We start from the raw sequence: 20303 nt of genomic DNA on the forward strand, positions 1-20303 counted from the left end.
TGCCGGGTTTATCCCGGCACTGTGCTGTCTCAGGCTGAAGAGGAGAGCATAAAATGACCATTCCCGCCGACAGCATCGTGGCGCACACGCTCGCCAGAATGCAGCAGAATCTTGAGCGGCGCACCGATACCGGCGATGTCAGCCAGGAGCGCAGCGGGCTGCTGTTCATGGGCAACGTGCACGATGCGTTCCCGCGCAGGCTGTTTCTGGATACACGCCTTTCACCGCTGGATAAAACCGCCTGGGTAATGATAAGGCTTTATGCCCAGCAGAACGAAGGGGCCATCTTCCCGACCTACGATGAGCTGCAGGTTCAGCTTGCCTCCGCGCATTCAGAGAAGGCATCGAGGGATACGGTCAGCCGCGTCCTGCTGATGCTGCGCCTGACCGGCTGGCTCAGCCTGTGTAAGCGGGTACGCGATGACCGCGGGCGTGTGCGGGGCAACATTTACGCGCAGCATGACGAGCCGCTGGGTTACCGTGACGCCGAAACCTTCGATCCGGGCTGGCTTAAGCTGGTTGAAGAGAGTTGCCTTAGCCGTAATAAAGCTGTCCGCATGACCGCGCTGGCCGTGGTGAATGACATACTTCAGGACCCCGGAATGCGTCACCGTCACAGTCGCCTGGCCCTTATCGAAAGTCGCCTGAGCGCGCCGTCCACACCCAGGCAGATGGTCAGTCATCGCCGGGCAGTGAACCGGAGTCCGGAATCCGGACTCAGTCAAAAAAGCACCAAAAACATCCCGGAATCACTGAGTCCGGAAAACGGACTCAGTACCCCGTCAGTGGATAAAACACAGAGTCCGGAATCAGGACTCAGTCTGAAATCAACGAGTTACACCGGAGTCCGGAATCCGGACTGTAACGTACGTTCTTTCACACAGAGTGTGAATAAAAAAACGTACGTACCGGGCGGGGAACATTTTCTGCCTGACGATTTTGTGAACGGACTGAACAGCGATGACCGGCAGATGCTGACCACACAGATGGCCTCACTGCCTGAGGCGGTGGCAAAGACGCTGGCTGACATGCTGCGTGAGCAACTGCGGCTTGGCAGGCTGAATAACCCGGTGGGCTGGCTGTTCACGATGCTGCGGCGTGCCCGCAGCGGTGAGCTGAACCTGCCGGAAGCAGCAGCACCTGCCCCTGCCGGCTCCGGCAGCAACAATCCACCGACAACCGGTACGCGTGCTGTACCGGCGGCGATCATCCCCGTGCAGCCTGCCAGACGGCCTTCCCGCGATGAGGTCAGGGCGATGATCGAGAGCATACGACAGAATGTTGGCAGATAAATCACTGGTTAAAATTTGAGCTTGTTGCCACTGGCAACAAGTATGTTTTTTGAGCGATTCATGACAGGCATGCTAAAAGTGGTCCTTAGCTTTGATTAAAAAGTGACCTTGTTGCCAGTGGCAACAAGATTAAAAAACGTACAAAGGATAATTTCCTGTCGCTGATTATGAGTTTCACATTGTTGGTCATGCGTGTGATTCAGGACTATGCGAGCTCTTCTTAACTGAATACAGGTGACGACAACGATGGCAGATAAACAGGTAACAAAGACAGGCTCGCTTCAGTCAGAAATGACAATTGCGCTCCATACCAATTATGCAATTGGTTTGTGGCTGGGTCGCAAACGGGAGAAACAGGAAGACAATACTCCTGTTAAACACGGCATCATCGGGATGCCTCAGTTCTTCGTGCGTGCAACACTGATTAACCAGGACTCCCTGAATAATAATCCGTGGGCAGATGAAGCCATGTACCGTCTGGAGGAAAAGCTGAGATCTGCAACAGAGACGATGACCGGGCTTATTAAGCAACTGGATGAAGAGATGAGTATGCTTCCAGCAGGTATTACGCTGACAGAAGTTACTTCGGTCGAACCACTCGATATTCATGTGTTTACGCGTACTCCTCTGGGATACCGGTGTGTGTTTCTGCTGGTCGGGTTTGACCAGTTTGCCAAGAAGGTTCTTCAGGCGTCACATTACGGGCTGATTACCCGTAATGGCCGGGATAATTATCTCAGTGAAGGTGGGCGACTTTTGCGTCAGATTTACGGGACGGTTCTTTCTTACCGCAGGGTGGATGCGACACGCCTGGATGCAGCAGAGAATAATGAAGTCTGGCAGAAGGCCTGTCAGGAAGCGGGTGAGCCCGATCGTGCCGTGCTGCTCGGAGAAAAACGTTCCGCATTTTCCCCTCCAGTTAATGAAGCGAGCGTGAACCTGCTGCGCCTGCGTTATCAGACAGTCTGAGTAGCCGGAGGCTGGTCATGCGGCTATTTATCTGTGAAAAACCCTCGCAGGGGCGCGATCTGGCCGGGGTTCTCGGTGCCACCCGGCGCGGTGACGGCTTTCTGACCGGCAGCGGAGTCACCGTCACCTGGGCAGTGGGGCACCTGCTGGAAACCGCACCGCCCGAGGCGTACGGTCAGCAATACGGTAAACCGTGGTCACTTTCGGCACTGCCGATCCTGCCTGCCCCCTGGCGGGTTGTGGTCAAAAAAGAGACGCAGGATCAGTTCAAAGTCATCGAGCGGCTGCTGCGACAGGTTGACGATGTGGTTATTGCCACTGATGCAGATCGGGAGGGGGAGGTCATTGCGCGTGAGCTGCTGGAATACTGCCGCTGGGAAGGTCCGGTGCAGCGGCTCTGGCTGTCTGCGCTGGATGAACTCAGTATCCGCGCGGCGCTTCAGGACCTGCGTCCCGGTCAGGCCACGCTCGGGATGTATCACGCCGGACTGGGGCGTGCCCGGGCCGACTGGCTGATAGGTATGAACCTCTCCCGTCTTTATACCCTGCGCGCAGCGGAGTCCGGTTTTGATGGCGTGGTCTCCGTGGGGCGTGTTCAGACGCCAACGCTGGCGCTGGTTGTCCGACGGGACCGGGAAATCGCAGCATTTGTGCCGAAACCGTTCTGGCAGGTTAAAGCGCTTATTTCCGCCGGTGACCTCACCTTTCCGGCGCAGTGGGTGCCGGCGAAGGTGTATACCGACGAGGAAAAGCGCTGTGTTCACCAGAACATCGCGCAGCAGGTGGCACAGCTCTGCCGGCAGACAGGTCACGCCGTGGTGACCGAATGTGACACTAAGCGTGAAAAAGCCGCCGCGCCACTGGCGTTTTCCCTCGGGTCCCTGCAGCAGGCCTGTGGCAGGCTGTGGGATATGTCCCCGCAGCAGGTGCTTGATACTGCCCAGAGCCTGTATGAAAAGCACAAGGCCACGACCTACCCCCGTACCGACTGCGGTTACCTGCCGGAATCGATGCGGGAGGAGATTTCCGGTGTGCTTGATGCCATCGGCCGTACCGACCCGGAATGTGCGCCGGTGCTGGCTCGCCTCGACAGAACATTTGTCTCGCGCATCTGGAACGACAAAAAAATTACGGCACACCACGGCATTATCCCCACCCGCAATGCGTTTCAGCTGTCCGCGCTGACGGAGACCGAGCGTAACGTCTATATGCTCATCCGCCGTAACTATCTGGCCCAGTTCCTCCCCCTGCATGAGTCCGATTTCACACGGCTGCAGTTCGACACTGGCGGGCAGCTGTTCCGTGCCACCGGGCGAACGGAGGTGATAAAGGGCTGGAAGGTTCTGTTTGAGAACGCTGGTGATAATGAAGTTGATGACGGCGATGAAGCAGACATTGCCCTGCCGCCGCTGGCGCAGAATGACCGCTGCGCGGTGACGGGGGCTGAGGTGGTGCAACTGATGACCCGTCCGCCGGCGCACTATACCTTTGCCACGCTGATTGGCGCCATGATGAACGCGGCAGCATTTGTCACCGACGTCGCGCTGCGCAAGGTGCTGAAAGACAACGCGGGACTGGGCACCGAAGCCACCCGCGCCGGTATTGTTGAGCAACTGCTGAACCGTCACTTTATCGTGCGTAAAGGCAGTAAAATCATGGCGACCGAACTGGGTGCCGATGTGATTGATGCCCTGCCGCCGCAACTGACCGAACCGGGCATGACGGCGCTGTGGGAACAGGCGCTGGATGAGGTCGCCGCCGGGCGTATGTCACTCGACGACTTCCTGCAGCGGCAGACTGGCTGGACGCGTAACCTGGTCAGTCAGGGCACACAGCAGCAGGTGCGTATCCGGGTTCCGCCCACGCCCGCCTGCCCGCTCTGCGGGGGAAAACCCGTCTGCGCAGGGGAGAGAAAGGGGAATTCTGGAGCTGCCAGCGCTGGCCGGAATGCAAAGGTGTCATCAACATCGGGGGCACCAGAAAGAAACGACCGCGCAGGGCTAAGTCTCCTGAATCAAAGAAGAATTAATCCTCTGTATCCGATTGCGGGGCGTTGTGGGCTCTGCTATTGTGACCCCGGCTCTGAAGCCGCACCCCGTGACTGCGGGTTTCGTCAGCATCTAATGCATGTGCTGCCGGAATACAGTCTGGCCGGCCCCGTCCACACCTGAACGGGAGACGGTAAGGCACAAAAACTCCGTGAAACCTGTGCCGGGCCCTTTCAGCCAGCGGAGCCACTGCGATAAGCAGGTTTACCTCAGGTCGATGGTGCAGACCTCAGAAGGCGGTGTCGCACGGCACCGCTTTTTTTATTTTTGTGTGCTGATGATTTTTTGCACGCTGCGGCGTTGACATCCGTGGCGTCTGAATGAATGATAAAGAGGCTAATCGTTGTCGTTCCGACAACTGCCAATGCCTGGGTGATTTGAGACAGGCGCCTTCGGGTAATCACATGCCAATGCCACATTAACCTGAGAGTGGCGCCTTCGGGTGGTTCAAACCTGTTTAACCTTTGCAAACAGGGACCTGATAACCAGGTTAAGGTCCATTTCACCATTACAGCCAGTCGGCAAACCTTGCTGACCTCCCTGCGGGAAACACTTCCCGTACGGGACAGATGTTTCTCCGCAACCCGTTCAGTTTTACTCCGGAGAAACCATCATGACTGCAACTACCACTACCCCTGCTTCAACCGGCTCTGCTTCTGCCTCCCAGAAAAAAGAGTTTTTCAACCTCAACGTCAATGGTATCGGGTATCTCAGCTCGATACGCCGTGTACAGGGTGGTAATGGTGAATTCACCTGCGCCGTTATCAATGCCCTCACCGGTCCGACAGACAATGCATCTTATACCCGTTTCGATGTCACCATCGCGGGTGCGGAGACCACCAAACTCATCAACCGCTGTCAGAAAGCCGTTGATGAAGAAGAAAAAGTGCTGATTGGCTTTGTGCTGAGCGGGCTGAAAGCCGATGTGTTTACCCTGCAGACGGGTGATCACGCCGGTGAAAGTCGCCCTTCCCTGAAAGCCCGCCTGATTAAGGTGGAGTTTATCAAGAAAGGTCAGGACGTCGTTTATCAGGCACCCAATGCTTCCCAGACGCCGGAATCCGGTTCATCGGCTCAGAAAGAGTACGATCCGAATTCGTTCTAAGCGTCACGGACACACCACCGGAACACACCCCGGTGGGTGTGCTCCTCTCAACACCATTCTTAAGAGGAAATCATTATGTCCGCACGCGGCGTCAACAAAGTCATCCTGGTCGGTCATCTCGGTCAGGACCCTGAAGTTCGTTACATGCCTGACAGTACGGCCGTGACCACGCTTTCTGTGGCCACGTCGGAAACCTGGCGTGATAAACAGACCGGTGAAAACCGTGAAAATACCGAATGGCATCGTGTCGTGCTGTTTGGCAAGCTGGCCGAAGTGGCCGGTGAATACCTGAGAAAGGGTTCACAGGTGTATATCGAAGGTCAGTTGCGCACCCGCAAGTGGACCGATACCAATGGTATTGAACGCTGGACGACAGAAGTCCGTGTGGGCGTTAACGGAACGATGCAGATGCTGGGCGGTGGCCGTAATAACAGCACCAACACCAGTGGAAATAATGCGCAGTCAGGTCAGCAGGGCGGCTGGGGCCAGCCTCAGCAACCGCAGCAGACACCGTCAGCGCCACAAAATCCGCAAAATGAACCTCCGATGGATTTTGACGATGATATACCGTTCTGAAAATTTCATAACGGATTCATATAATTATATACCCTCATGCGCCAGTTCAGTCTGGCGCTTTCTTTTTCAGCTTCAGCTGAATAACTATGTATAGCAATCTGCTACCATTCAGACTATCCTGTGTGTATAGCAATTTGTTACCAAGAGGAAGAATTATGCAAACTCCAGTCCGTAAATCCGTCCGTGACAAGCAAATCAATATCCGCGCCACGGATGAAGAACGTGCGGTGATTGATTACGCTGCGAGTCTGGTTAATAAAAACCGTACTGATTTCATCATTGAAAGGGCTGTGCATGAGGCCCAGAACATCATTCTGGACCAGCGTGTGTTCGTTCTTGATGATGCCCGTTACCAGGCGTTCATCAGGCAGCTTGAAGCCCCTGTGCAGAATGTTGAAGGTCGTCAGCGACTGATGGATGTAAAACCTGAATGGAAATAAATGTCACTGCGCCTGCTTTACTGACAGAGGAGCATGTTCTTCATTCGTTCGATTGCGGGAATGCGGTACTTGATGACTGGCTTCGCCGGCGTGCGTTGAAGAATCAGCATCTTAATGCTTCCCGGACATTCGTCATCTGTCCTGAAGGTACTGCGTGTGTAGTGGGTTATTATTCCCTTGCGACGGGCTCAGTTAGTCATGTCGACTTGAGTCGTAGTCTGCGACAGAATATGCCCGATCCCGTACCGGTTGTTTTGCTGGGCCGCCTTGCAGTCGATGTATCCACTCAGGGCAATAACTTCGGGAAATGGTTGCTGAATGATGCTGTGATGCGCGTATCGAATCTGGCGGATCAGGTCGGCATCAAGGCTATCATGGTGCATGCAATTGATGAGCGGGCTAAAGCGTTCTATGAATACTTTGGTTTTGTGCAGTCACCGGTTGCGGCTAACACGCTTTTCTACAAAATATAATGGTCTCATGCAGGTATTCATCTGTAGAACACATGGACCTGAAATCACATTCAACGCCGGTTCTCCGGCGTTTTTTCTTATCTGATTAAAGTGAAGGGCTTAGTCAGCTGATTAAGCCTGACTGGCTCTGCAATGTTTTTCTTCAGTTTCCGGAAAGAGTTTCGCATTGCCCGCTTTTTCATCCCCGCCAGAATAGCACTCCTGATTAAGACTAATCCTGGGGTGAATCCTGATGGCAGTACCTTCCAGACGTGTGGCAACGGGCGCTGCCCTCCTCGCCTGTTCAGTTATACAGGCGGGCTGCAGCAGCGCCGTTTCTGATCCCGCGCCCTTTGCAAACGGCCGCTATCAGCAGCCCACCCGCTTCGATGATATTTACCGCAACCGGGCCCCCGACGTGGTTCGCTATGACCGTTATACGCTGGTCAGCACGCGCCCGGACGATGCACAGCGCGATCCACTCAATCAGATTGTCGATATCACCATGCCGGCGCAACTGGTCAAAACGGTCGGTGAGGGCTTTCGCTATCTGCTGCTGGAGTCCGGATATTCACTGTGCTCAGCCACAACCTCCGCATTTTCAGAACTTCTTAGCCGTCCACTGCCGGCCGTTCAGCGTGATATCGGTCCGGTCCGGCTCAGTGAAGCCCTGCAGATTGTGGCCGGCCCGGCCTGGCGACTGAAGGTGGATGACGTTAACCGTGAAATTTGCTTTGAACTGCGGGACCAGTATCGCAGCTTCGCCGCACCGTTGCCGGCTCCGGTCTCACTGGTGTCACAGCATGCACCCGTCAGTCTCCCCCCGGTCATACAGCCAGCCCGGACTGGCGGGGCCGCCGGCACTGTCAATGCTGTGCCGCGTAATCCCTTTACCGGTGATACGAGTATCAACAGCACCCCGGGGACCCTGCAAAAACCGGTACTTACGGCGCAGAACCAGTCCGTCCCGTCACCGGTACTGACAGTGGCGAAGACACCTGCAGCACAGAAGTCTGCTGCGCTGTCGCCAGCCGGGCGCCCGCCGGTGCCACCACCTGCAGCTGCACCGAAAGCGGCCTCATCTCAGAAAACCCCTGTTACAGCCGTTCATCCGGTTACCGTACAGCCAGCTACAGTGAACGCTGCCCGGCAGACTGTGCCCGTCCGGCCCGTCACCTCACTGCCGCCGGCTCCCCCCGTCTCCGGTCAGACCGCTTCTTCATATATACCGGGGGCGCCGGTCACTCCTCAGCCAGTTGGCCAGACGTGGCGTGCCGAACCGGGTTCCACACTGAAAGAGACCCTGACGGGCTGGGCATCAAAGGCGACGTGCAGCAATGGCGGAAACTGGGTGGTCATCTGGCCGGTATCACTGGATTACCGCATTGATGCGCCTCTGGTGTTTCACGGCAACTTCGAATCCGTCCTGGTACAGGTCTTTGATCTCTACCGCAAAGCGGAAAAACCGCTGTTTGCCGAGGCTAACCGCATTCAGTGCCTGATTTCGGTGAGCGATACCCCGACGGGCGGAGGGCACTGATATGGGCTATGCGCTGCCCGTCTTTGTTTTCTGTCTGGTCATTGCGCTGATGGCCGGCGATGCGCAGCGTCACTCCGCTGAACACGTCCGGCTGTCGCTGCAGCAGACCCTGCCTGACCAGCTTGCCACCGACATGCTGCGCACCGCGGATGCGGTGAACAACTGGCGCCACGGCCGGACGGTCGCTGACGGCACGGTGACACCTGCACAGGCCGGCATCGTCCCCGCGCCTGACAGCCGTATTCAGACCGTGATTCAGGGGGGACGCCTCTGGGTCTGGGTTCCCGCCACTGATGGCGTGTATGCGGCACTGCGTACGCAGTCCGTGACCTCGGCACTGGCGCTGACCGTCAGCGGCGGGCGGCTGCGGATGGCGGACGGCACCGATATGAACCTGTCCCTGCCGTCCGGCGTGACGGAGGGCAGCATTGTTTACCTCAACTAACCTCATCAGGGAGCTGCCGATGCCGCGTTTACCTTTCTGCCTGACAGCGCTGGTCGCCGCGCTGGCGCTGTCATCATGTTCGCTGAATGAAATCAGCAAAATGGACAAGGAGGCCTCGGGGCAGGCCGATACCGCTCAGCGCGTACTGCAGAGTCGCCAGACCCTGACTCAGCCCACCGTTGTCTGGTCCGATAAACCCTGGGTGAACCTGCAGCCGGTCACGCCGGTCATCTCCACGCCGGATGAGAAGAACCTGCCCGCCTGCCAGATTACGATTAACCGGCCGGAGGGGATTTCGCTGCCGGAGCTGGGGCAGCGTATCACCGCGCTCTGCGGCATCCGCGTTTCCATCACGCCGGATGCCTTTGCCGCACTGAGCAGCATTTCCACCGGCAGCGTGGTGACGTCGCAAATGAACGGTCAGTTGCCGGCACCGGATGATAATGGCCGCGTACCTTTGTCACAGATGGGCACCACGTCTGCGCAGCCCGTCTCCGTTCAGTCATCTCCTTCGCTTATCCGGGGCCTGAAATATCAGGGCGATATCCGCGGGCTGCTGGATATGGCAGCGAGTGGTCTGGGACTGTCATGGCGCATCGACAGCAGCGGCGTGTATTTCTACCAGCAGGATACGCGTACCTTTCAGCTCGTCATCCTCAACACGAAGGTGAACAGCAGTGCCTCCATCAACTCCGGCTCCGGTAATCAACTTGGCAGCGGTGGCGGTACATCCGGGGGGACCACCGGCGACATCAGCTCGAACCAGAAGACCGACTATGGCATGAACAGCGACCTGTACGATGACATCAAAAAAACGGTTGAGCAGATGGTGACGCCAAAATCCGGCCGCTTCTGGCTGTCGTCTGCCACCGGTACGCTCAGCGTAACGGATACACCCGATGTTCTGAATCGTATCGGTCGCTATATCGAATACCAGAACAAGGTTCTGAGCCGTCAGGTCCAGCTTAATATCCAGATTGTCAGCGTCAACCAGACGCGTAACGAGCAGATGGGACTGGACTGGGGACTGGTCTATAAATCGCTGCAGAACGTGGGTGCCAGCCTGACCGGCTCAATGGCGAACGCCTCCTCATCCGCCGCCAGCGCCGGTATCTCCATTCTTGATACGGCCAGCGGCAATGCCGCTAAATTCTCCGGCTCCAGCCTGCTCATTCATGCCCTGTCTGAGCAGGGCAACGTCAGCATGGCGCTGAACCAGACCGACCCGACCGCCAACCTGACGCCGGTGGCCTATCAGCTCTCGAAATCCACCGGGATGCTGACCAGCTCCAGCTCGACGGCCACCGCCAACGTGGGGGTGACGTCAACGATGACCACGACCAACGTCACCACCGGTCTGTTCATGACCATGCTGCCCTTCATTCAGGAAAACGGTGATGTGCAGCTGCAGTTTGCCTTCAGTTATACCAGCCCGCCGGATATCAAAAGCTTTGTCAGCCGGGACGGTAATACCCGCAATGATACCGCAGACACCTCTACCGAAGGGCTCGCCCGTAAGGTCAACCTGCGCTCGGGCCAGACGCTGGTCCTGACCGGTTCTGAACAGCAGAACGTCTCGGCGGATAAGCAGGGCACCTTTACGCCGGGCAACTTTATCCTGGGCGGCGGTCAGACCGGCTCGCGGGGCCGTACCACGCTCGTCATCATGATCACCCCTGTTCTGCTGAGGTAACGATGTCATCACAGAAAAAAACAGCACGCCGCACCGGTATTCGTCTCACACACCACCGGCGCGACTGGATGGCCGGTCTTCACTGGGCGCCGCAGCACAGTGTACTCAGTGTTCGTCTGCGGGGCAGGGCCTCGCCGGACACCCACTGCGTGACGGCCGGCAGAGGCAGCGCTTCCATGGCGGGCGTTGTCTCCCCGGGACGCGTGCGTCACCGCCTTTATGCCCTTGCCGTGGCTTTTCAGTTGTCCGAAGGCGGTAATGCCTGGGGTATTTACCGTCTGAGCCGCGATGAAGACCTGTGGGTGTTCTTTGCCGCCAGTGGGGGGCAGCTTTCCGTGATGGGCGACGTGACCGGCACGCGGGCATTCATTGAGTCAGCCGCACAGAATTTTCTGCGCTTTAACGATGCCGATGCGCCGGGCCTGCGCTGTGCGGCCACGGCTGAGGATGGCCGCGATGCCACCACGCTCACGGACAGGCTGAGTGGTGCACAGCTCAGGCGCTGCCGCCTGCGAAAACGCCTGGCACCAATGTCGCTCATCCTGCCGGCTGTCGTGCTCACCCTGGCGACGGCTGCCGGCGTTTACTGGCACGATACCGTGCAGCAGCAGGCAGACCGGGATAAGGCGATGGAGGCTTCTCGCTCCCGTGTGGCGCCGAAAAACGATAAACCTGCCCTCCCGGCCCGTGCACCGCACCCGTGGGCCTCACAGCCTCCGGTGTCAGTGCTGCTCAGCAACTGCTGGCTGACGCGGGAGCCGGTCTTTGCCTCGGTGGCCGGCTGGCGTTTTACCGACGGTGAGTGTGTGCCGGAAGGACTGCGGCTGCGCTTTGTCGCCACCCCCGGCTCAACAGTGGAAGACTTCTCCCGCCGCGCCCGTGAACTGCTGGGGCATGCGGCCGTTTTTAACCTGCAGGAAGGCGGGAAAAATGGTGATGTTTTCATTCCATTCCGTAAATACCTCGCAGGCGAGTACACCGATGAAGCGCTGCCGGGTGCCGAGGCGCAACTGATGCGGTTTATCTCTCACCTGCAGCGCCGCAACCTGGACGTGAAATTCACGGAGGTGAAGCCGCCTGCCGTCGCGCCGGGTCAGGAAAAAAACACGCCCGTCCAGGACTGGCGGGAATTCACCTTCTCCGTCAGCTCGCGTCTGCAGCCTGAGCGCCTGCTGCAGGATTTTGATGCCGCCGGGCTTCGCCTGACCAGCGTGTCCATCACCATGAGCCCGCAGGGGCAGTTCGGATACACCATGAAGGGGAGCATTTATGCGCAGAATTAATCCCGCCCGGACGGGGCTGCTGCTGTCCGTTCTGCTCAGCGGGCCCGCGCTGTCAGCCACCACCGCCGATGCGCTGCCACCGAACGTCACCCTCGGGGAACTGGAAGCCACACAGGCCAGGAACCTGATTCTGGAGCAGAAAGTCCAGACCGCCCGTCTGGAACAGCAGCTGCGCGAAAGCCAGTCCGGGCAGAGTACCGACCGTAATTATCTGGCGACATCCCTGCAACCGTCAGCCCCGCTCATGACGCAACCCGTCCCGTCACAAACGGCCGCGACGTCTGGCACGGAGAAGCGTGCCGGCAGTGTGCGCCTGCAGGAGATTTACGGTCGCGGCACACAGCTGCGCGCCCGCATTGTGCTGCCGGACGGGGGCGTCACCGAGGTGGCGAAAGGTGACCAGATCCCCGGCACTGCTAAACGGGTCACGGAGGTCACGTCCACGCTCGTGCGCCTCAGTGACAATTCTGAACTTTCCTTCTGAGGCAATGATGACGCCCGATAAAGACATTATGGATTTTGTGTTTGCCGAACAGCATCCGTCCGGCGGCGTGACGCTGCTTATCGACGGTAACCGGCGAAAAGAACCGGCCATACAGCGCTGGGTGATGGATGTCACCCGCGAGTATCCGACGGCAAAGACCGAGTTTGTGACGCTGAGCGAGCTGAACCGCCGGCGTGAAGTGGCAGAGCGTCAGGGGCTGGCCCTGTCCCGGAGCGTCAGTGAAAGTGATCTGAACAGTCGCGATATCAGCGTATCGCAGGATAAGGTCATCAGTTATATGAAACTGGGAAACGAGTTCAGTGCGTCTGATATCCATATTGAAATCAGCGCCGACCGTAAGCTCAGCATCGTCCAGTTGCGCATTCACGGCGAGCTGGAAGTGGTGGATGAAGTGAAAGATGTGGAGGGGATGACACTGGCCTCCACCTCCTATCTTTCCATGTGCGACGTGCGCGAGCAGTCATTTTTTGCCGGCCGCGAGCAGTCAGGGCGCATCGATGCGAAGTTTGCCCGCCGTGCCGGTCTGTATGGCGCCCGCTATGAACACCGTCCCACGCCCGACGGGCTTATTGTGGTCATGCGACTCATTCCTGATGACGGCGATAACATTCCCGGGCTGCCGCAACTGGGTTTTCTGCCGGAGCAGATAACGCTCATTATGCAGATCCTGCGCCTGCCGGAAGGCATGGTGCTGCTGACCGGGCCTACCGGTTCCGGCAAAAGCGCCACGCTGCGTGTGTTCAGCGATATCTGGCTGAAACTGACCGGCGGGAAAAAGCGCCTGCTGACGCTGGAAAACCCGCCCGAGGGGCGTATTCCCGGCGCCATCCAGACGCCGGTCATGCCGGCTGACAACTCGCCGGAAGCCATCAGCCGCGCCTGGAGTAACGCCAATGCCTCCGCGCTGCGTCTCGATCCGGATGCCATCCTGAACGGCGAAATGCGTGACCTGTATTCCCTCATCGCCGCCATTTACGCCAGTGAAACCGGCCACGCGCTGTTCTCGACCCTGCATACCCAGAGTCCCATCGGTTCCCTGCGCCGTATGGAGCACTTCGGCATTGACCGCCACCTTCTGGCGGATGCCGCACTCATTACCGGCCTGATAGGCCAGCGTCTGGTGCCGCTGCTGTGTGAAAAATGCCGTATTCCCTGGCAGGTGAAAGCGCCTGAGCTTGACGGCGAAACGCGCGCGCGCCTGGAAAAATACTGCACCGTGGAGGGGGTATGCGACACCGGCAAACTCTTCTTCCGTAATCACGAGGGCTGTTCTCACTGCCAGAAAACGGTGCCGCTGACCGGCCGCATCGTCAGCCGCGGCGTAACCGGTCGCACGGCCATTGCCGAGGTTGTCCGCACAGATGCCCGACTGATGCAGCTCTGGTTGTCTCACGGCCCGGCCGTTGCCCGTCAGTACTGGGTAAACCAGGGGGGTATCACCCGCCGTATGCATCTGCTGCGTTATCTCGCGCAGGGGCGCGTTGATCCGGTGGAAGGCGATCTTATCTGTCCGCTGGACGAGGACGACATCATGCAGTGTGAGGTGCCAAATGTCGGTTAAGACCCGTTTTTCGCCTGAGCGTGACATGTCGCTGGCGGAAATGCTGCGGTATCGCCTGGTCAGGGCAACGTTTACCGGGCAGTATCGCCAGCCGTTTTACGAAACCCTGCGCTTTCTGCTGGAAAACCGCAAAGCACTGGAAGAGGCGCTGGCCATGATTGGTGAGGTGCATACCGACTTTGGCCGGCGCTGGCACCCCTATTATGAACTGGTGCAGGACTGTCTTGAGGGTGTGAAAGACAACCGCGAGGGCCGCTCCCTTAAGGATGTACTGGCTGCCTGGGCACCTTATGAAGAGGCGGCGCTTATCAGCGCCGGTATGGAAACCGGCAATATTCCCGGTGCGCTGATGCAGGCTGACAAGCTGATTGTCGCCCGCCGGCTCATCCTCGGTCAGGTGGTTTTTGCCTCGGTCTTTCCGTCAGCGCTGGCCCTGCTGAGCGCGGGGCTGCTGCTGGCCAACAACATGGCACTGGTGCCCACCCTGAGCAAAATGTCTGACCCTGCACGCTGGACCGGTGCACTCGGGCTGATGAACGGGGTGGCTCAGTGGACCGACAGGTGGGGTGTGACCGCAGCAGGGGCCACCGTCGGGGGCGTCATTCTGGCGTTCTGGTCACTGCCGCGCTGGCGAGGCCGGCTGCGTCGTGTTGCCGATTTTCTGATGCCCTGGTCGGTTTACCAGGATCTGCAGGGGGCAGTGTTCCTGATGAATATCGGTGCCCTGCTGGGGGCTGGCGTGCAGGAGCTTAAGGCGCTGCAGATCCTCAACGAGTTCGCTCCGCCCTGGCTGCAGGAGCGTATCGAAGCGGCAATGGAGTGTATGAGCGACGGTGACTCGCTGGGCATGGCGCTGCGCCAGAGCGGTTACGACTTCCCCAGCCGCGAGGCGGTCAACTACCTCTCGCTGCTGGATAAGGGCAACAGCGCTGCGTCACTCATTACTAACTATGCCGACCGCTGGCTCGAACAGGCGCTGACGCGTGTGGCCCGGCGGGCAAACGTCACCAAACTCTTTTCTCTCGTTCTGATTATGAGTTTCTTCTTACTCATCCTGCTGATGGTGATGCAGATTCAGGACATGAACACCTTCAACATACATTAAGGAACGACTATGTCATCTCAGACATCACATTATCACCAGCGCCAGCCAGACCGGGGCTGGGGTATCCTTGAGCACGGCAGCATTGCCCTGTTTACGGTTATCGTCATCTGCATTGTCGGGGCGCTTGTCTGGGGGCTCTCTGGCAAAAAGTCTGTTGCGGTGGAAACCTCAAATATCCAGACCGTTGTGACCAATGCCCAGCAACTCAAGCAGACCCAGGGCGGGTATAACTTTACCAGCGGCACCACGATGACCGGCACGCTGATTCAGCAGGGAGGCGCGCCAAAAGCTGGCTGGACGATTCAGGGGACGGCCAGTTCCGGCACGGGGACGATGTGGAACAGCTACGGTGGCCAGGTTGTCATGGCACCTGTGGCATCAAACGGATTCAATAATGGTTTCTCCGTCACCACGCAGAAAGTGCCGCAGGCCGACTGTATCTCCATTGCCACCCAGCTCGGCTCCGGTGGCGCATTCAGTGCCATCAGCATCAACAGCACCGATTACAGCGACGGTCTGGTCAGCGCCGAAGATGCCGGCAAAGCCTGTACCGCTGACACCGGTATGACGGGTAACAACACCCTGGTCTTCACGCACAACGGCTGATGACATGCTGCGCCTGACAGTCCTCCTGCTGTTTATCCTGCTCAGCCCCCGCGCGGGGGCATTCTGCTTTGACGCAGCCGGGGCAAAGTACCACATCGATCCGCTGCTGATTCAGGCCATTGCCACCGGCGAAAGCAGTCTGCGCCCGGGGATTACGAATGTTAACCGCGATAAAAAGACCGGGCGTGCGCTCAGCACTGATTACGGGCTGATGCAGGTCAACTCCTCGCACATCCCGGCGCTGATGGCTCAGGGGGTTATCCGCAGCCCGCAGGATCTGCTGACCCGTCCCTGTCTCAATGTGCAGATTGGCACCTGGATTCTGGCGAAACATTTTCAGGTATGCGGTATCAGCTGGAACTGTCTGGGTTCTTACAACGCCGGGTTTCGTCAGGATCGCCATGAAACGCGCGAATCCTACGCTAACCGGATTTATGCCATTTACCGGCGCCTTTTACTGAAAGAGCGGGGGATCAGACTGTGACGCTGCTGACGCTGAGTATGCCGTGGCCAACGCTTGGCATCCTTTTTCCCCTTAGTCTCGGTTTGTTTAATGTTATGGCGATCCTCGTGCGTATTAACCTGGTGATATCGGGGCACCGGAACGGGGGCAGTTCTCCTGTGCGTCCGGCGATAGTCTGGCTGTATGCCGCTGCTGTCAGTGTCATGCTGCTGGCGCCTGCACCGGCGATACTCCGCCTTCTGTCCTTTTTCCTCAGCCTGTTTCTTTTCAGAATGACGCTGACCGATGCGCTGACGGGACTGCTCCCCCGCGAAATGACGGTGAGCTGTCTGACTGCGGGTCTTGCTGCCGCACTTCTGCACCCGGGGTTTACGGAACATCTCCTTTCTGCGGTCACCGCGATGTTGATATTTGGTGGCTGGCGATATGGCTCAACGAAGATTCAGGGGCGCGAGTGTCTGGGGCTTGGCGATGTGTGGCTGGCCGGTGCCATTGCCGCATGGCTCGGTGGAGCCAGCGGGCTTTATGCCCTGCTGACCGGTGTGATGTTCTTTGTCCTGTGGCAGTTAACGGTGCGTCGCATCCGCGAGGGCGGGCCGATGGGCCCCTGGCTGTGTGCCGGTGCGATGTCAGTGACACTGCTTAAACTTTATCAGCCACTTATTACATGGTGATACCAGTGAACGTAACAAAAACAACCGATCGTGGCTGGGCTATTCTCAGCACAGGTGCGGCTTTAGTGATCCTGCTGCTGGTCAGCGTATGGGGATATTCGCTTATCAGCGACTGGATGCAGAGACGGACCTGGATGAACACCTCCGCGCAGGTGTCCCGCTTCACGCAGGCCGTAAAGAGTTATACCGGGCGTTATTACGATACGTTACTCGCCAGTGCCACCACCACCGCGCCGGTCATTGTGACCCCCGCTATGCTGAAAAATACCGGTTTTCTGGAGCAGGGCTTCAGTGAGACCACCATTGACGGTCAGGCTTATTCCGCTGCGGTGATACGCAATGCCACCAACACCGACCAGCTGCAGGCGATGATTTACACGCAGAACGGATCTGCGCTGCCGTTTCTCGCGCTGCGTCAGATATCAATGGATATCTCTGCCGGCATGGGGGGCTACATCTGGACGTCCGGTATCGCCACCGGTGCAATGGGGAGCTGGACTGTTCCTCTCGCACAGTTTGGTGTCAGCAGCACGCAGGGGCATATTGCCACACTGCTGACTGCGGATGAACTGGGGGTGGCACGCGGTGAAAGTGACCGGCTTTACCGTTTTTCGGTCACCGGTAAGCCCGATCTCAACACCATGCATACCAGCATCGATATGGGCGGCAACAACCTCAACAATACCGGAACCGTCAATGCCGTAACGGGGACGTTCAGCGGCAACGTGACCGCCGGTGGCAATATGACGGCAAACGGCACGGTAACGGGACAGAACGTCGCTGCAGGGACAAATGTCACCGCCGGCAATACCATTACAGCCAGTAACGATATCCGTTCGAATAATGGCTGGTTCATTACTCGGGACGGGAAAGGCTGGCTGGATGAAACACATGGCGGTGGTTTTTATATGTCCGATAATGACTGGGTACGGGTTGTTAATAACAAGAATATTTACACCGCCGGTCAGGTTCGCGGTGGTAGCGTACGGGCAGATGGTCGTCTGTCCACCGGTGAGGTTCTGCAGCTCGATGGGGTGAACACAGCGGGTGCAACTTGTTCACCAAACGGGCTTGTAAGCCGTGATGCGTCTGGCGCAATACTTTCCTGTCAATCCGGTGTGTGGACAGGTGCCGGAAAAATTATAATTCGTCCTGTAAATGGGTATCAGCGCCAAATGCAAATGATGACATTGCTGGTTATAAACAGCCTCCTGTCCTACAGGATGGATTGTTCAGTCTGTACGTTGGTTTCAGATTCCATCCTATGTTGACGATGAACATGTAGACGCCTACTGCTGCCCTTTCTCCTAACTGTCAATCCGGTGTGTGGACCAAACAGTCAAATTCTATGTGTTTATCGAATACATTTCCCGGTGCTATAGGCATTACGCGCTGTACTGTCCTTTCGTATGTTGGGGGACTGCTTACTGGAATTTGCGCGGACCAAAATCCTCAGCATGATCCATTTCATACTGGCCGACCATATACCTGGATGGCCATAGATACACCTGTCCAGTCAAACTATGTAATTCCGTGCGATTAGGTTCATCTCCGGTTCAAGTGGTAGGAAAATATGGCCGGTGTAAGATTGACAGTCACTGCAAACGGACGGCGTAACAACGGACGTTATCGTAAGTGCAGTATTCACCATCCTCCGTACACGCATCAGAACCAGAAGCTACCCACCCATCATTAATCATTCCGGATGACTGAATATATGCCTGACACACATCGCCATAATTCTCACCCGTTCCTGATACTGTCCATGTGGTTCGCTGTAGTGCAACTGTGCTTTTTCGCCACACACCGGATTGACAGGAAGATAATTTACCTTGAGCAATAAGCTACTGCTGCAAGACATTGACCATTATTATTCCCCCCTCCAGTGACTATCCGCCATGTATTGGCGCTACCAGGGATACTTTGGTCGGGAGAGTTATGACCGTCATTTCCAGACCATCCGGTTAAAGTCCAACCGCCAGAAATGACTCGCATCCCATTAGGGCAAACAGCAGTTGATAATGTATTTGCTCCGCATGCGCTATTCCCCTGTACCATTTGGAATCCCCCAAGACTGGTGCTTTGCCACACACCGGATTGACAGTTAGGAGAAAGGGCAGCAGTAGGCGTCTACATGTTCATCGTCAACATAGGATGGAATCTGAAACCAACGTACAGACTGAACAATCCATCCTGTAGGACAGGAGGCTGTTTTATAACCAGCAATGTCATCATTTGCATTTGGCGCTGATACCCATTTACAGGACGAATTATTAATTTTTCCGGCACCCGTCCACACACCGGATTGACAGTGATGTCTGACAGCAGTGTGATATCTTTCCTGATTTTTCAGGGGAATAGGATGGCGGTCAGGAATCGGATAAAAAAAATGCCACTGGCAAAAGCACTGGATAAATATTTCAGTGCGGTCTCTGTCCACAAACGTGGTCATCTTCAGGAGTTTTACCGCATCAACGTTATCAAGCGTTCAACGCTGTCACTGAAGTGCATGGATGAGATTACCTCCGTGGATATCGCTGATTACCGTGATATGAGGCTGAATACGGTGAGCGACCGTACAGGTCGTACTGTGAGTCCCAATACGGTCAGGCTTGAACTGGCCTTACTTTCGGCGCTGTATAATCTTGCGCGTATCGAATGGGGAACCTGCTCACACAATCCCGTCGAACACGTCCGTAAACCTGCGGCGTCCCCCGGGCGTACGCGCCGGCTGACCTCCACCGAAGAGCGCCGGATTGCGCGCGCCCTCCGCCAGAAAAATCCACAGCTTCTCGCCATTTTTCATCTGGCGCTGGAAACAGCCATGCGTCAGGGAGAAATTCTGTCCCTGCGCTGGGAATATGTGGATCTTCATCTGGGTATTGCTCACCTGCCGCTCACGAAAAATGGCACCGCCCGTGATGTGCCTTTGTCATGGAAAGCACGACAGGTTCTGAAAGAGTTTGCGGGGCCGGTGACGGGGCCGGTTTTTGATTACACCTCAAATGGTTTTAAAAGCGCATGGCGGGTTCTTCTGGCTGAGCTGGAGATACATGATCTCCATTTTCACGATCTGCGTCATGAAGCGGTCAGCCGCTTGTTCGAGCTCGGGACGCTGAATGTCATGGAGGTGGCGGCGATCTCAGGCCATAAGAGTATGAATATGCTGAAACGGTATACACACCTTCGGGCCTCTCAGCTGGTCAGCAAACTGGATGCCCGACGCCGTCAGGCACAGAAGCTGGCAACGTTATTTGTTCCCTATCCGGCAGAGATTTCAGAATCCGGCGGCCTGTTCCGGGTGCAGTTCAGTGACCTGGAGCACACGGCTATTACCGCAGTAAATCGTGATGAAGCCCTGGCAAATGCAGCTTCACATCTTCTGCGAATTCAGGCTCTGGCAGCGCGAGCCGGTAAAAGGCTTCCTCCACCGGGTGAAATTGGCGTCCGGGAAGCTCACCGCGTACTGATTAATCCCTTCCATAAAGGGGGAGAGGCAGCAGGCACTGATAACGGAACTTAATCGGTGATCCCCTCCCCGGAATA

The 20303-nt window shown here is 57.1% G+C and carries 18 protein-coding genes and 1 pseudogene; all 19 read left to right on the forward strand.

The window, feature by feature from the left end; genetic code table 11:
• The first annotated feature begins 53 nt into the window (after nt 1-53).
• The 19 genes and pseudogenes from ECL_RS01995 to ECL_RS02085 all read left to right on the forward strand — a co-directional run bounded on the left by ECL_RS01995 (nt 54) and on the right by ECL_RS02085 (nt 20280).
• On the forward strand, nt 54-1292 hold the full coding sequence (locus tag ECL_RS01995; RefSeq protein ID WP_013095150.1) for an STY4528 family pathogenicity island replication protein: 1239 nt from the start codon (nt 54-56) through the stop codon (nt 1290-1292).
• A gap of 246 nt (nt 1293-1538) precedes the next feature.
• A complete protein-coding gene (locus tag ECL_RS02000; protein WP_013095151.1) occupies nt 1539-2261 on the forward strand; it encodes a PFL_4669 family integrating conjugative element protein in 723 nt (240 codons plus the stop codon).
• A 17-nt stretch (nt 2262-2278) separates the two neighbouring features.
• A pseudogene (locus ECL_RS02005) lies at nt 2279-4290 on the forward strand (DNA topoisomerase III).
• A 632-nt stretch (nt 4291-4922) separates the two neighbouring features.
• Nucleotides 4923-5414 (forward strand): STY4534 family ICE replication protein, encoded by a 492-nt coding sequence (locus tag ECL_RS02010; protein WP_007372582.1) that lies wholly within the window; start codon nt 4923-4925, stop codon nt 5412-5414.
• 75 nt (nt 5415-5489) lie between these two features.
• The gene (locus tag ECL_RS02015; RefSeq protein WP_007372583.1) at nt 5490-5990 is read left to right on the forward strand and encodes a single-stranded DNA-binding protein; all 501 of its coding nucleotides are present in this window, start codon (nt 5490-5492) and stop codon (nt 5988-5990) included.
• Between the two features lie 155 nt (nt 5991-6145).
• On the forward strand, nt 6146-6430 hold the full coding sequence (locus tag ECL_RS02020) for a type II toxin-antitoxin system TacA family antitoxin (protein ID WP_007372584.1): 285 nt from the start codon (nt 6146-6148) through the stop codon (nt 6428-6430).
• Complete coding sequence (locus ECL_RS02025; RefSeq protein ID WP_044159004.1) at nt 6421-6903, forward strand: GNAT family N-acetyltransferase; 483 nt, start codon at nt 6421-6423, stop codon at nt 6901-6903. The genes ECL_RS02020 and ECL_RS02025 overlap by 10 nt, the downstream gene beginning before the upstream one ends.
• A gap of 232 nt (nt 6904-7135) precedes the next feature.
• A complete protein-coding gene (gene pilL2 / locus ECL_RS02030) occupies nt 7136-8422 on the forward strand; it encodes a PFGI-1 class ICE element type IV pilus protein PilL2 (RefSeq protein WP_013095156.1) in 1287 nt (428 codons plus the stop codon).
• 1 nt (nt 8423) lies between these two features.
• Complete coding sequence (gene pilM / locus ECL_RS02035) at nt 8424-8867, forward strand: type IV pilus biogenesis protein PilM (protein WP_007372587.1); 444 nt, start codon at nt 8424-8426, stop codon at nt 8865-8867.
• Nucleotides 8868-8886: 19 nt separating this feature from the next.
• Entirely contained in the window at nt 8887-10560 is a 1674-nt protein-coding gene (gene pilN / locus ECL_RS02040; RefSeq protein ID WP_013095157.1) for a PilN family type IVB pilus formation outer membrane protein, read from the forward strand.
• A 2-nt stretch (nt 10561-10562) separates the two neighbouring features.
• A complete protein-coding gene (gene pilO2, locus ECL_RS02045) occupies nt 10563-11843 on the forward strand; it encodes a type 4b pilus protein PilO2 (RefSeq protein WP_176682058.1) in 1281 nt (426 codons plus the stop codon).
• Nucleotides 11830-12327 carry a type IV pilus biogenesis protein PilP gene (gene pilP / locus ECL_RS02050; protein ID WP_013095159.1) on the forward strand — a complete coding sequence of 166 codons (498 nt, stop codon included), beginning with the start codon at nt 11830-11832 and terminating at the stop codon, nt 12325-12327. The genes pilO2 and pilP overlap by 14 nt, the downstream gene beginning before the upstream one ends.
• 7 nt (nt 12328-12334) lie before the next feature.
• Nucleotides 12335-13909, forward strand: a complete 1575-nt coding sequence (locus ECL_RS02055; RefSeq protein WP_013095160.1) for a GspE/PulE family protein — start codon at nt 12335-12337, stop codon at nt 13907-13909.
• Nucleotides 13899-15014, forward strand: coding sequence for a type II secretion system F family protein (locus ECL_RS02060; RefSeq protein ID WP_013095161.1), 1116 nt, complete (start codon nt 13899-13901; stop codon nt 15012-15014). Before ECL_RS02055 ends, ECL_RS02060 begins: the two co-directional genes overlap by 11 nt.
• Before the next feature lie 9 nt (nt 15015-15023).
• A complete protein-coding gene (locus tag ECL_RS02065) occupies nt 15024-15620 on the forward strand; it encodes a type 4 pilus major pilin (RefSeq protein WP_007372593.1) in 597 nt (198 codons plus the stop codon).
• Nucleotides 15621-15624: 4 nt separating this feature from the next.
• Nucleotides 15625-16104, forward strand: a complete 480-nt coding sequence (locus ECL_RS02070) for a lytic transglycosylase domain-containing protein (RefSeq protein WP_013095162.1) — start codon at nt 15625-15627, stop codon at nt 16102-16104.
• Nucleotides 16101-16757, forward strand: coding sequence for a prepilin peptidase (locus tag ECL_RS02075; RefSeq protein WP_013095163.1), 657 nt, complete (start codon nt 16101-16103; stop codon nt 16755-16757). Before ECL_RS02070 ends, ECL_RS02075 begins: the two co-directional genes overlap by 4 nt.
• Before the next feature lie 5 nt (nt 16758-16762).
• Nucleotides 16763-18028 carry a shufflon system plasmid conjugative transfer pilus tip adhesin PilV gene (gene pilV, locus ECL_RS02080; RefSeq protein WP_013095164.1) on the forward strand — a complete coding sequence of 422 codons (1266 nt, stop codon included), beginning with the start codon at nt 16763-16765 and terminating at the stop codon, nt 18026-18028.
• A 1091-nt stretch (nt 18029-19119) separates the two neighbouring features.
• The gene (locus ECL_RS02085; RefSeq protein ID WP_013095165.1) at nt 19120-20280 is read left to right on the forward strand and encodes a site-specific integrase; all 1161 of its coding nucleotides are present in this window, start codon (nt 19120-19122) and stop codon (nt 20278-20280) included.
• The last annotated feature ends 23 nt before the right edge of the window (nt 20281-20303 follow it).

This window comes from Enterobacter cloacae subsp. cloacae ATCC 13047, assembly GCF_000025565.1.
Lineage (GTDB): Bacteria > Pseudomonadota > Gammaproteobacteria > Enterobacterales > Enterobacteriaceae > Enterobacter > Enterobacter cloacae.